This window comes from Pedobacter sp. Leaf176 (assembly GCF_001424305.1).
In the GTDB taxonomy this organism is placed as follows: Bacteria; Bacteroidota; Bacteroidia; order Sphingobacteriales; family Sphingobacteriaceae; genus Pedobacter.
The window spans coordinates 123,282-136,777 of sequence record NZ_LMPD01000007.1 but is presented as its reverse complement, the minus strand read 5'-3'; the positions used below and the strand labels follow the sequence as shown (position 1 = coordinate 136,777).

The window sequence follows — 13,496 nt, the reverse complement described above, 5'->3', positions numbered from 1 at the left end:
TTGGATTCCCAGTTATATTGGAATGACCGTGATTGACTTTAAAAACCCAATAGGTTCATCTATCCCTACAGGAGAATAAATTGACGCTGTTAAGTAAGCTAATAAGAGAGAAAATTAAAATAAACCTAACTGCCCTTTATCGTCGATATCAATGTCATCCGGATTGGTTATTTCAAAATCCACTTTCTTAATCGGCTTATCCTCTTCTGGCTTTTCAATCGGCTTTGAATTCTCCTTTTTATCAGAAGTTGACGTCGGTACCGCAACAAATTCTTCGGGCGTCGGCGTTTCTAAAGCCGGCATTTCGGCAAGGGCGGGTTGCTCAATAACCTTAGGCGCTGAATTGCGTTCGAATTTTGGTTTTAAATTTTCTTTAGCAGGTTCTTCTTCTGACTGCTCAAGTCTTATTTCTTCTAAAATTGTATGCTCCACATTTTCATCCACCTCTAAATGTTGTTCTTCATTCGAAGTTTCGTTTTCGCCGTCTTCATTTCCCTCAAATTCTTCAACTTCGGGTTCTTCCAATACCACTTTCTGTACATCATGTGGCGCTAAACGATTACCGTTGGCTTTTAAACCTTTTACATCAATCAATTCAGATAAAACCAAATCCAATGTTTCAGGTATTTGCGTTTTGCCTTTCAACACATCGACTATGACTTTTGCAGTCGGATTTGCTGTTAAATACAGTAATCTTGATTTCTGTTCTTCGCTGATGAAAATAACTTTTTTCCCATTCGGCTGTAACTCAAAAACGAAACGTTTGATAAAGTAGTTCTGGGCCTTACCATCAAAATGAACAGCAGCAAATACTTTTTCAGGTTCAAATTTCTGAATTAAAATTAGTCCGTCATCAAAATGATTACTCAACTCAAATGAACTTAATTCATAATAACCGTCTTTATGAACCTGAAGAATTCTATCATCACCGTCAAATTCACCAAGGTATTTTCCTCTGCCATCAACATTCAAACGTTTCAGCAAATCGTCGTACCAGATTTTAAGGCCCGATAAGGTTGAGACACCTTTACTCTTCAATAATATTTTTTTAACCGGATATTTCGAAATTATATTCCCTTGTGATCCTCTACCTTTAATAGCCACCTCGGCAAAATCCTGGTCGAACTGAAGTTTTCGCAGTTTGGAATGCGGTTTTAAAGCTACATTTACTATTTCAGCCTCCCCATTCGGATTGGCCGTAAAATATAAAACTTTAGACCCTTTCGAACCTTTTGTCAAATCATATTCTTTATCGCGGGTTACACCAACAACTGCAAAACGCTTAATATACGATGTGCCCGAAGAACCATCTTTATAAACCATATTATAAATGGTCCGTTCATCATTTTTCTTGAAAACCTGCGCATGGATTATTCCCTTGCCCACGAATGTTTTATCGGCAACTTTGGTAATGATACATTTTCCATCCTCACGGAAAACAATAACCTCATCAATATCTGAGCAATCGGCAATAAATTCATCTTTACGCAAACCAGTTCCAATGAAACCGTCATCCCGATTCATGTACAATTTTACATTCGCCAAGGCAACTTTCGACGCCTCAACTTTATCAAATAAGCGAATTTCGGTTTTACGCTCCCTTCCTTTTCCGTATTTATCTTTAAGTCTTTGAAACCAGGCGATGGCGTAATCCGTCAAATGCTTGAGATGGTTTTTAACTACCTTTATTTCATCTTCCAGGTTCTTCATTTGCTCATCGGCCTTTTTCACATCAAAACGTGTGATGCTACTCATCGGCTTATCGATTAGCTTTTTGAAATCCTCTGGTAAAATTTCGCGGTAAAGTGACGGTTTAAAAGGGTCGAACAACAAGTGTAAAACCTCCACAACAGTATCGAAATTGCTGGAATTTTCATATTCAGGATTTTTATACATTCCCTCCTGAATAAATATTTTTAGCAGCGAACTGAAAAAAATCTTTTCCTGCAATTCATGCAGGCGAATCTCCAGCTCCTTTTTTAATAAACGCTTGGTGTGTTTTGTATTTTCAATCAGGATGTCATTTACACTTAAAAAGTGTGGTTTATCATCCTGAATGATACAGGTATTTGGAGAAATAGAAACCTCGCAAGCCGTAAAGGCATAAAGTGCATCAATAGTTACGTCAGGCGAAATACCTGGCGCCAGATGCACAATAATTTCCACATGTGCTGCCGTGCTGTCTTCAATTTTCTTGATTTTGATTTTGCCCTTATCATTGGCAGCCAGAATACTGTCGATAACTGAGCTCGTTGTCGTGCTGTAAGGCACTTCGGTAATTACAAGCGTCTTTTTGTCTTTTTCTGTAATTTTTGCACGAACACGAATCTTTCCACCACGCTGTCCCTCGTTATAATTTGAGAAATCGGCCATGCCGCCAGTAAAGAAATCTGGAAAAATATTTGGACGGGTACCTTTCAGTGCCTCAATAGATGCATCTAAGAGTTCGATAAAATTGTGTGGCATTACTTTCGTAGCCAAACCAACTGCGATGCCTTCCGCCCCCTGTGCCAGCAGCAGGGGGAATTTTACGGGTAAAGTGATGGGCTCATTGTTACGTCCATCATAACTTAACTGCCATTCTGTAGTGTCGGGATTGAAAACAACCTCATTGGCAAATTTTGATAGGCGGGCTTCGATGTAACGTGGCGCCGCAGCGCTATCACCGGTAATTGGATCGCCCCAGTTACCTTGCATGTCAATAAGTAAATCTTTCTGTCCAATCTGAACCATCGCATCGCCAATAGAGGCATCACCATGCGGGTGGTACTTCATTGTATTACCAATTACGTTTGCTGCCTTATTGAAACGTCCGTCATCCATTTCCTTCAACGAATGCATAATACGCCGCTGAACAGGCTTTAATCCGTCATGAATATGCGGAACAGCACGATCCAGAATTACGTATGAAGCATAATCTAGAAACCAGTTTTCATATAAACCATTAATTGGCGTTATGGTGTGTTTGTGTTCTTCGTTTAGGTTTTGGTTTAATTCTTCACTCATCTATTACAAAAATTGGCAGCAGTAAATATAATAAAAATGATTCCACAGAATGAAGGGAGGTTATTCACATTCATAATGAAGATATTTCCGGACCAAAGCACCTTAAACCGACACATTTAATTATTATTTGAAGCGTATTCATTCTGGTGCTTGGCCAATTCCGTCCTGTTTTTTGCGGCATTCCTCGCTGCGCTGTGGGCTTTACGCGTCCGCCAGGGCTATTAAAAAGAAGTTCTTGTGTTGTTTTTAAACTGCTATTTCTTTAAAAATTAATCGGCAACATTAGTATACAGCCATTGCGATTTCAAATCTTCTCACAAATATGTTATGCTTACACCCTGAAATTATTGGCCAATTTCTTCCCGGTATTCTTGTTGCAATTCGAAAAGGCACTTGGCACACAAGCAACCGTCGTACAGTTCTGAAATGTACTGTACCTCATTGATGCTGAGTTGTACGACGCTACACTGGCATTTGGTGTAAGAATTAGCCTTGCATTCTATAGCCGTTCCACATCTTTCGCAGGGAATGATTTCATGCTTACTATGTTTATGAGTGTTCATTGGTTCACTGGTCATTCGTTCATTGGTATTTGGCGCCTTAATAACTAATGAACCTATTTACTAATGAACTATTGAACTAAAAACAAAAGTAAGGACAAAAAATAAGGTTTTGAGCGTTCGCCCAAAACCTTATCTATTTTATTGCTTTGCAATGTTCATCGGTTCAATGGTCATTAGTTCATTGGTGTTTGGCGCATATTCTATACAACTTAACAAATGAACTATTGAACCAATGGCTAATGAACCATTAATCCACTTTTAACCTGAACAGCTGATACAGCCTTCTTCCATTGAACAAACTGGTCCGTCAACGATTTCTTCTGCAACCTGGTCTTGAGTCATTTCAGCTGGAATAACCGCTTCAATGGCTTTACCACCCTGGTTTTCAACGGTGAATTTAACCGCTTGCGATGCTGCCTGGGTACGTAAGTAATACATACCGGTTTTCAAACCTTTCTCCCATGCATAGAAGTGCATTGAAGTTAATTTTGAAGTATTTGGCGCATTTACAAACAAGTTTAACGATTGCGACTGGCATATGTATGCACCACGGTCTGCAGCCATATCGATGATGTTACGCATCTTAATCTCCCAAACTGTTTTATATAGCTCTTTAATATAATCAGGAATTGCTGCGATACCCTGAATTGAACCGTTAGCCAATATGATTTGATTTTTCATATCGTTGTTCCATAAACCTAAGGATACTAAATCTTTCAATAAGTGTTTGTTTACAACCACAAATTCTCCGCTTAATACACGACGCGTGTAAATATTGGAAGTATATGGCTCGAAACATTCGTTGTTGCCCAGGATTTGAGAAGTAGATGCAGTTGGCATTGGTGCAACTAATAGGGAGTTGTACACCCCATCTTTAACTACTTTCTTACGTAACGAATCCCAATCCCATCTTCCGCTATCTGGTGTTACATTCCATAAATCAAACTGGAACTGGCCTTTCGATAATGGCGAACCTTTGAAAGTTTGGTAAGGACCATTTTTCACAGCCAAATCATGAGATGCAGTCATCGACGCGAAATAAATCGTTTCGAATATATCTTTGTTTAAACGTTTTGCCTCATCACTTTCGAAAGGTAAACGCAATAAGATAAATGCATCAGCCAAACCTTGCACACCCAAACCGACTGGTCTATGACGCATATTTGAATTTTCAGCTTCCTGAACAGGATAATAGTTATGGTCGATAATTTTATTCAGGTTTAAAGTAGCCTGATAAGTTACATCATATAATTTCTGGTGATCGAATTGGCCATTGATTACGAAACGAGGCAATGCTAATGAGGCTAAGTTACAAACTGCAACTTCATCTTTAGATGTGTACTCGATAATCTCTGTACATAAGTTAGAACTTTTAATTGTACCTAAATTTTGTTGGTTAGATTTGCTGTTCGCTGCGTCTTTAAACAACATATAAGGTGTACCAGTTTCAATTTGAGAATCTAAAATGGCAAACCAAAGTTCCTGTGCTTTAATGGTTTTACGTCCACGGCCTTCAGCTTCATATTTGGTATACAAATCTTCAAATTCTTTACCGAAGCAATCTGCTAAACCTGGTGCTTCGTGCGGGCAGAATAAGGTCCACTCGCCATTATCTTTAACACGTTGCATAAACAAATCGTTAATCCAAAGGGCATAAAATAAATCACGGGCACGCATTTCTTCTTTACCATGGTTTTTACGCAGGTCTAAGAATTCGAAAACATCGGCATGCCAAGGCTCTAAATAGATTGCGAAAGCACCTTTACGTTTACCACCACCCTGATCTACATAGCGGGCAGTATCGTTAAATACACGCAACATTGGAATAATACCGTTACTTGTACCATTTGTACCACCAATATATGAGCCTGTTGCACGGATATTATGAATGCTCAAACCAATACCTCCGGCGCTTTGTGAGATTTTAGCGGTTTGCTTTAAAGTATCATAAATACCCTCAATACTGTCGTCTTGCATGGTTAACAAAAAGCAGGATGACATTTGCGGTTTTGGCGTAGCCGCATTGAACAAAGTTGGCGTAGCGTGTGTAAACCAACGCTCGCTCATTAAGTTGTACGTTTTAATTGCACTTTCAATATCTTCTTTGTGGATACCAACAGAAACACGCATGAACAAATGCTGCGGACGTTCTACTATCTGACCGTTAACTTTTAGCAAATAAGATTTTTCAAGCGTTTTAAACCCAAAATAATCGAAGCCGAAATCGCGGTCGTAAATGATGGAACTATCTAAAATATCCTTGTTTTTTTCTATAATTTCATAAACATCATCAGCGATAAGCGGCGCTGCTTTTTGAGCTTTCGGATCAAAATATTCGTACAACATCTTCATCGTACCCGAGAAAGACTTGGTTGTGTTTTTATGTAAGTTGGATACGGCAATGCGCGATGCTAACAAAGCATAATCAGGATGCTTAGTTGTTAAGGATGCAGCTGTTTCTGCAGCAAGATTGTCCAACTCTGAAGTCGTTACACCATCATATAAACCTTCAATTACCTTTTTGGCAACATCGATCGGGTCTACAAGGTCTGAATTTAAACTATAGCACAACTTTTGAATGCGGGCTGTGATTTTGTCAAATTGCACCGCCTCTTTGCGGCCATCTCTTTTTAGTACGAACATAATTTATGAGATTTTTTTAGTATCAAGTAGCGGGTATCAAGTATCAAGACTTAATCTTTCGCGTTATAATTTTGTTTATTTAGTAGCGGGTATCAGGTATCAAGGCTTCCGTATCGCGCTACCAGGCTTTCTGCTTTAGTCTTTTTGCTTTAAGCTTTTCTTAAAAGTCTTCATCTAAAGAAAACGCTTGTTTGTTATTATCAGCTGAGGTTAACACACCACTTTTTTGATAATCACCAACACGTTTCTCGAAGAAATTTGTTTTTCCTTGCAATGAAATCATTTCCATAAAATCGAAGGGATTGGTTGCATTGTATATCTTTTTGTAGCCCAGTTCCTGTAACCATCTGTCCGCTACAAACTCGATGTACTGGCTCATTAACTTGGCATTCATACCAATCAGTGCAACTGGTAAGGCGTCTGTAACAAATTCCTTTTCAATTTCCACCGCATCACTGATGATACCATGAACTTGCTCTTCACTTAGTTTATTGCTCAACATGCTGTATAATAAGCACGCAAATTCGCAGTGAGAACCTTCATCTCTTGAGATTAACTCATTACTGAAGGTTAATCCTGGCATTAAACCGCGCTTTTTTAACCAGAAAATGGAACAGAAGCTTCCGCTGAAGAAAATACCTTCAACAGCTGCAAATGCAACTAAACGCTCCGCAAAAGTTCCGTTTTCGATCCATCGTAAAGCCCATTCTGCTTTTCTTTTTACTGCCGGAACGGTGTCGATGGCATGAAATAAACGATCTTTTTCTTCAGGATCTTTGATATAAGTATCAATTAATAAAGCGTATGTTTCGGCATGAATGTTTTCCATCATAATCTGGAAACCATAGAAACAACGCGCTTCCGGCAATTGAACTTCACTCATAAAGTTTACAGCCAGGTTTTCATTCACAATACCGTCACTGGCCGAGAAGAAAGCAAGAATATGAGATATGAAATGTCTTTCGCCGTCGTTTAAATTATCCCAGTGCTTTTGGTCATCAGAAAGATCAATTTCTTCCGCAGTCCAAAAACTAGCTTCGGTTTTCTTGTACATCTCCCATATCTTTGGATATTTAATGGGTAAAAGCACAAATCGGTCCTTGTTTTCTTGAAGTAGTAATTCTTGTTCCATATGCTGATGTTTTTTATTCTTCATTATAAACAGAGCCGACAAATCCACGCATCCACCAATTTTATATGATGATTGTAATGTCTTTTATCAAAACTCTTGTTGTGAAAGTGCTAACCCCGCCGCCTTGCAAACAACTTTTTCAGTTAGGTAAATACAAAATAAGCAATAGAGCAATGCGTTTGTAAATTCCTAAAAATTAAGCTTTTGTACGTGTTTTAAAGCGCAAGAAGTTAAAGAACTTTGTTATAACAAATATATATACCACAGCCCTTTTTCTTCGATCAAAGTTGTTAACACTACCGGTATTCTGGTGGATAAATGCATCAGCTAAATATCATTTTCGGGCGAAAAAAAAGCTAATCATTTCTTTTTAAGGGTTTAATGAATCAATTAAAGTGTTAATAACTTAAATAAAGCGTTAAAACAACTCCGCAATTCAGTCTTATTTATACTACTCTAATGTATAACTGAGCTCAACGCTCGCGACCCCTTTGGAATAAATACCAATCTGTTTTGCAGCGCGCTCTGATAAATCTATAGCTAACTTTTTAGAGAATGGTCCCCTATCATTTACCTTGACGATTACAGATTTCCCATTGTTTGGATTAGTAACCGTAATCATCGTACCGAAGGGTAAAGTACGGTGGGCAGCTGTAAATTTTTTAGCTCTGTATTTAGCGCCGCTCGTCGTTCGGCGGCCTTCGAATTTTCTGTGGTAATAAGTTGCTAGAACTGTTTTTTTTATACTATCCGGCTCGTTTGATGAACCAGATTTCTGCGCTTTACCTTGTAAAAACAGGAAACAAAAACTTAATAACAGAAAATACTTCATAGGCTAAAATTTCTTTATCGAGCCTGCAAATATAAGCATTTAGTTTATAATCAACAATTTGTGGAAAAGTCAGCAATCTAAAGTCTGAAGTCGGATGATTAAAACCATCAAATCAGCGATATAAAACACGCTTATTTTCTTAAGAATATTACGTCAAATTAAGAAATAAAAAAAGGCATACAACTTACGCTGTACGCCTCTACCTAACCCAAACTACCCACCTTATTTTTTATCAGGCACGAAGTTCATGGAGATTGAATTTACACAATGACGGGTGTCTTTATTGGTAAAACCTTCTCCTAAAAATACGTGACCTAAATGTGCGCCACAATTGGCACAAACAATTTCTGTACGCGACCCATCTGCATCAGGAATACGTTTCACAGCACCCTTAATTTCATCATCAAAAGCTGGCCAGCCACAGCGTGCGTCAAACTTACTTTCTAAACGATACAATGCGGCATTACAACGTTTGCAAGTGTATGTTCCCTTCTCAGTAGTATGTTCGTACTTGCCTGTTCCAGGATATTCAGTGCCTTTATTTACAATTACTCTTTCTTCTTCGGGTGTTAATGGATTCCAGTTCATTTTCTTCTTTGGTGTAATGGTTTCTACCTGCGCTTCCGGTCTCGTTTCTTTCTTATCTTGCTTTTGTGCACAAGCGGAAAGTCCGGCAACTAAAACAACAGCTGATATCAAAAATAGTTTATTAATCATCGTTTTCATACATCAATATACGTGATAGATTTCATTTTGGTTTATCGGTTTAATCTTTTGGATTAGTGTTTACAAAGGGATGATAAAATCAGTGCCTCTCCCTGCGAAAGTTTGTGGTGATTCTGCTGTATTGCAAATCCCTCTCCAAAGGAGAGGGAAACGGTGATAATACTTTTAACCCAAGGGCAGGGTTACACCCACAAGCTTTAAAATCCCTCTCCTTCGGAGAGGGACAGCACAGGCTAAGCCTATCCACAAACTTTAACAGGGTGAGGCCAAAAAAAAAGCGTCTCGAACCAAATCGAAACGCTTTCATTATGTAGATTTTGAAATCTTACTTTGCTAATTCTTCTGCCATAGCAGCACCGATTTCAGCCGGACTTTCTACCACACGAATACCACACTCGCGCATGATTTTCATTTTAGCAGCAGCAGTATCATCAGCACCACCAACGATAGCACCGGCGTGGCCCATTCTACGTCCCGGAGGCGCAGTTTGACCAGCGATGAAACCAACAACAGGCTTGGTACCATGTTCTTTAATCCACCGGGCAGCTTCAGCTTCCATTCCACCACCAATCTCACCAATCATGATGATGCCGTGCGTTTCAGGATCGTTCATTAATAATTTAACCGCTTCAACAGTTGGCGTACCAATAATCGGGTCGCCACCGATACCGATAGCAGTGGTAATCCCTAAACCAGCTTTAACCACCTGATCTACCGCTTCGTAAGTTAAAGTTCCTGATTTAGAAACCACACCAACGTGACCTTTTTTGAAGATAAAACCTGGCATAATACCAATTTTCGCCTCATCAGCAGTGATAACACCAGGACAGTTAGGACCAATCAAAGTAACGTCACGGTCTGAAATATATTCTTTAACCTGAATCATATCCTTCGTCGGAATACCCTCAGTAATACAAACTATCACTTTAATACCACCTTCGGCGGCTTCCATAATCGCATCAGCAGCAAAAGCCGGTGGAACGAAAATGATAGATACATTTGCGTCCGTTTTATCAACGGCATCTTTAACAGTATTAAAAACAGGCTTATCTAAATGCAATTGCCCACCTTTGCCAGGCGTAACACCACCAACTACGTTTGTACCGTACGCAAGCATCTGCTCCGCATGGTAAGTTCCTTCGTTTCCGGTAAAACCCTGAACGATAACCTTAGAATCTTTATTTACTAAAACGCTCATGTATCAATTTTTTTGTGCAAAGCTAATATTATTGAGTGGAAAGTCAAGCCTAAAATAGATTATTTAGACCATTTTTACATGAAAATGAAAGGAATTCATTTACTTTGAAAGCGGAAAGATTAAAGCTTAAGACTAAGCCTGAAGCCAAAGGATTAATATGAAAATCAAAACATTTTTAACGGCAATTTTCGTTTTGCTTATCACCAATGCTGTTAAATCGCAAACAAGCGATACTGCTAAATATATTATACAAAATGATGTTGAGGTAGCGAAAAAAGAACCTGGAACCCATAAAGGTGGCGGAGAAACCATCGGCTACAATTTCTTCGGTGATTCCAGAAACCTAAAAACTGCTTTTAGAAAAAGGATTTTGAAACCCGGTTCATCTATCGGTTATCATTTGCAAAAAGAGGATGAAATTTATTACGTCATCAGCGGAAACGGCATGATGCAAATGAATGGCAAAACTTTCCCGGTAAAACCAGGTGATGCCATTTTAACACGATCAGGAAGTTCGCATGGAATTAAACCAAACGCTGATAATGATTTAACTATTTTAATTGTTTACGAGAAAATGAACAAATAAGATGGATTGAAATCCGCAGTTCACCGAATTAAGGTAATATTCCAGACCAACATCATTGAAATTCTTAAAATAAAATGCCAGACCAACCAATGTCAATCTGGCATTCTCAAATATATTTAATTAAACGACTTTGTTCTCTACCTTAGGTTTTTCAGTCTTTGGCTCAGGTTTCCATCCTTTAACCCATTCTGCCTGGGCGGCTTCATCCTGGAATGTCCATGCAACGAACCTGCTGGTTTTTTGCCCCTGACTCATTTGAACGGTTGTAACCTCAAAGGCATTCGCTTTAATTAAAGCATTGTAAATATTTTTAAGGTTTGCACTTTTAGACACCAGTGACGTAAACCACAAGCACTGATTTGCAATCTGAGCACTTTGAATAATCATTTGTTCTACAAAAGCACGCTCACCACCCGGACACCAGAGTTCGGCCTTATTCCCCCCAAAGTTTAAAACGTGTTTTACTTCCTTTTCATTTCCACCAAGGTTGCGCCATTTTTGCCGTGTGCCTTGTTCCGCTTCTTTTAAAGAGGAGTGAAACGGAGGATTGCAAACAACTGCATCAAAACGTTCATTTCTTCCAACAACACCCCTAAAAATGCCCATTTTTGATGCTTGCTGACGAATTTCAATTGCACCTTGCAAGGCTTTATTAGCATCAATTATACGCTTTGCGGATTCAACAGATAGTGGATCAATTTCAGAACCTACAAAGGTCCATCCATATTCCTGGTGCCCAATAATCGGGTAAATACAATTTGCGCCGACACCAATATCTAATATCTTTATGCGATTGCCTTTCGGTAATTTCCCTTTATTACTTGAGCCCAAAAGGTCCGCAACGTAATGGATATAATCTGCTCTTCCTGGTATAGGCGGACAAAGATAATCCTTTGGGATATCCCATTGTGGTATATCATAAAAATGCTTTAACAACGCCCTGTTTAATGCTTTTACGGCACTTTGGTCGGCAAAATCTATTGAATCATCATTATGTTCGTTTTTAAAAACGAAACGTTTTAATTCTTTTGATGCGCCAATAAGTTGTTTGAAATTATATCGCGAACGATGCTTGTTGCGTGGGTGTAACTCGCTTTTTTCTTTGCGGTTATTTTGTTCTTCTTGAGCCAATGTGATCTGGATTAATTAAACAAGCTGTGTGCATGTTTCTGATACAAAGGTAGGCAAAAGAGTTGGCTTATCTGTTTCGGGTTATCAGTTGCCCGTTACCAGCCATAATTATAACAATATCTGGTCTTAGCGTCTCGCTAAAACACTGGTAGATTACCTGCTTATAGTCTTAACGAGACGCTAAGACTAGGCCACACCCAACATCTGGTCTTAGCGTCTCGCTAAGACCCTCTGTAAATTATTCCGCTTATAGTCTCAGCGAGACGTTAAGACTAGATTATTTATGTTGTCAAAACCAGGTTGAGCCTGACTACAAACAACCCGGAACCGGCAACTGCTAAAACATTATCCTTCCTCGTTTTTCTCTATCCTTGCCGGTTGGATTGCTTTTAAATACTTCGCTTGATCAAACTGATTTTCACTTTTAGCGATAACGATTGTTGCCACGCCATTACCGATAACATTTGTAATTGCCCTGGCTTCACTCATGAATCTATCCACCCCAATTAAAATCGAAATGTGTTCGATAGGCATAATTTTCAAAGCTGTTAACGTAGAAACGAGCACGATAAAACCACTCCCGGTGACACCAGCGGCACCCTTAGAGGTTACCATTAACACACCCAGAACAGTGATCTGTTGTCCGATGGATAAATCGACATGAAAAACCTGGCAAAGAAATATCACCGCCATAGCAAGATAAATTGCTGTTCCATCTAAATTAAACGAATAGCCCGTAGGGATAACCAAACCGACTACTGACTTATCGCAACCGATGGTTTCCATTTTCTGCATCATGCTTGGAAGCGCAGATTCCGAAGAGGAAGTGCCCAACACGATTAAAATTTCCTGCCGTATAAATTTAAGGTAAGCCCAAAGACTAAAATTATAATACCTGCAGATGCCGTTCAGCACGACGAAAATGAATAAAATACAAGTCAGGTAAACAGAGCCCATCAGCTTTGCCATACCCAGAATGCTTTGCAGTCCGTGTGTACCAATGCTATAGGCCATTCCACCGAAAGCACCGATGGGTGCTAAACGCATAATTACTTTCATGATTTTAAACAATACTTTCGAAATCTTATCAAAAGCGTTCAATACAGATGTTCCTTCACCGCCAAGTTTATTTAATCCGTAGCCGAATAAAATTGCAAATAACAAAATCTGTAAAATGTTTCCTTCGGCAAATGCAGCGATAACATTATGTGGAATAATATGGAGAAAAAATTCAGCCCAGTTCATATCCTTTGCCTGTTCTGCATAGCCTGCAATTTTGGTAGCATCACTACCCGCTTTTGCAACAACCCCTGCACCGGGTTTAAGCACATTAGCAACTATTAAACCAACGGCTATGGCTATCGTACTTACGATCTCAAAATAAAGCAATGCCTTTCCACCCACTCTACCTACTTTTTTCATATCGCCCATGTGTGCAATACCCAAAACAATGGTGAAGAAAATAATAGGAGCAATTAACATACTGATCAGATTTATGAAGCCCTGACTGATTAGTTTCGCCGTTGATGCAAACTCAGGAAAATATGTACCTACACAAATCCCAATGATAATGGCTAGGATAACCTGAAATGTTAAATTGGAATGGATGGATTTCATTTGTTCAATTTGTAAATTGAAATATAGAGTTATTTTTTCTTTTCAGCCAAAATAATGGAAAA

General features: G+C 39.0%; 10 protein-coding genes. 1 reads left to right on the top strand and 9 read right to left on the bottom strand.

Annotated features, from left to right (window positions below; genetic code table 11):
* Nucleotides 1-114: 114 nt before the first annotated feature.
* The 7 genes from ASF92_RS19435 to sucD all read right to left on the bottom strand — a co-directional run bounded on the left by ASF92_RS19435 (nt 115) and on the right by sucD (nt 10,100).
* On the bottom strand, nt 115-3,006 hold the full coding sequence (locus ASF92_RS19435; protein WP_056097354.1) for a DNA gyrase/topoisomerase IV subunit A: 2,892 nt from the start codon (nt 3,004-3,006) through the stop codon (nt 115-117).
* Between the two features lie 344 nt (nt 3,007-3,350).
* Nucleotides 3,351-3,569 (bottom strand): cysteine-rich CWC family protein, encoded by a 219-nt coding sequence (locus tag ASF92_RS20880; RefSeq protein WP_082489647.1) that lies wholly within the window; start codon nt 3,567-3,569, stop codon nt 3,351-3,353.
* 258 nt (nt 3,570-3,827) lie between these two features.
* The gene (locus ASF92_RS19430) at nt 3,828-6,212 is read right to left on the bottom strand and encodes a ribonucleoside-diphosphate reductase subunit alpha (protein ID WP_056097353.1); all 2,385 of its coding nucleotides are present in this window, start codon (nt 6,210-6,212) and stop codon (nt 3,828-3,830) included.
* Nucleotides 6,213-6,372: 160 nt separating this feature from the next.
* Nucleotides 6,373-7,344 (bottom strand): ribonucleoside-diphosphate reductase small subunit, encoded by a 972-nt coding sequence (locus tag ASF92_RS19425; protein ID WP_056097474.1) that lies wholly within the window; start codon nt 7,342-7,344, stop codon nt 6,373-6,375.
* A 451-nt stretch (nt 7,345-7,795) separates the two neighbouring features.
* Nucleotides 7,796-8,176: a septal ring lytic transglycosylase RlpA family protein gene (locus ASF92_RS19420; RefSeq protein ID WP_082489639.1), complete on the bottom strand. Its 381-nt coding sequence runs from the start codon at nt 8,174-8,176 to the stop codon at nt 7,796-7,798.
* A gap of 222 nt (nt 8,177-8,398) precedes the next feature.
* A complete protein-coding gene (locus tag ASF92_RS19415) occupies nt 8,399-8,902 on the bottom strand; it encodes a methionine-R-sulfoxide reductase (RefSeq protein ID WP_056097351.1) in 504 nt (167 codons plus the stop codon).
* A gap of 325 nt (nt 8,903-9,227) precedes the next feature.
* The gene (sucD, locus tag ASF92_RS19410; protein WP_056097348.1) at nt 9,228-10,100 is read right to left on the bottom strand and encodes a succinate--CoA ligase subunit alpha; all 873 of its coding nucleotides are present in this window, start codon (nt 10,098-10,100) and stop codon (nt 9,228-9,230) included.
* Between the two features lie 157 nt (nt 10,101-10,257).
* Here sucD and ASF92_RS19405 point away from each other — a divergent pair, with 157 nt between their 5' ends.
* Nucleotides 10,258-10,686, top strand: a complete 429-nt coding sequence (locus tag ASF92_RS19405; protein WP_056097346.1) for a cupin domain-containing protein — start codon at nt 10,258-10,260, stop codon at nt 10,684-10,686.
* Nucleotides 10,687-10,806: 120 nt separating this feature from the next.
* Here the strand turns inward: ASF92_RS19405 and rlmF are convergent, their stop codons facing one another.
* On the bottom strand, nt 10,807-11,817 hold the full coding sequence (gene rlmF / locus ASF92_RS19400; protein WP_056097344.1) for a 23S rRNA (adenine(1618)-N(6))-methyltransferase RlmF: 1,011 nt from the start codon (nt 11,815-11,817) through the stop codon (nt 10,807-10,809).
* Between the two features lie 345 nt (nt 11,818-12,162).
* Complete coding sequence (dctA, locus tag ASF92_RS19395) at nt 12,163-13,434, bottom strand: C4-dicarboxylate transporter DctA (protein WP_056097343.1); 1,272 nt, start codon at nt 13,432-13,434, stop codon at nt 12,163-12,165.
* Nucleotides 13,435-13,496: the final 62 nt, after the last annotated feature.

Bases quoted from the DNA above. Each gene is read 5' to 3' on its own strand.
- ASF92_RS19435 (WP_056097354.1), bottom strand. From the start codon at position 3,006: ATGAGTGAAGAATTAAACCAAAACCTAAACGAAGAACACAAACACACC.
- ASF92_RS20880 (WP_082489647.1), bottom strand. From the start codon at position 3,569: ATGAACACTCATAAACATAGTAAGCATGAAATCATTCCCTGCGAAAGA.
- ASF92_RS19430 (WP_056097353.1), bottom strand. From the start codon at position 6,212: ATGTTCGTACTAAAAAGAGATGGCCGCAAAGAGGCGGTGCAATTTGAC.
- ASF92_RS19425 (WP_056097474.1), bottom strand. From the start codon at position 7,344: ATGGAACAAGAATTACTACTTCAAGAAAACAAGGACCGATTTGTGCTT.
- ASF92_RS19420 (WP_082489639.1), bottom strand. From the start codon at position 8,176: ATGAAGTATTTTCTGTTATTAAGTTTTTGTTTCCTGTTTTTACAAGGT.
- ASF92_RS19415 (WP_056097351.1), bottom strand. From the start codon at position 8,902: ATGAAAACGATGATTAATAAACTATTTTTGATATCAGCTGTTGTTTTA.
- sucD (WP_056097348.1), bottom strand. From the start codon at position 10,100: ATGAGCGTTTTAGTAAATAAAGATTCTAAGGTTATCGTTCAGGGTTTT.
- ASF92_RS19405 (WP_056097346.1), top strand. From the start codon at position 10,258: ATGAAAATCAAAACATTTTTAACGGCAATTTTCGTTTTGCTTATCACC.
- dctA (WP_056097343.1), bottom strand. From the start codon at position 13,434: ATGAAATCCATCCATTCCAATTTAACATTTCAGGTTATCCTAGCCATT.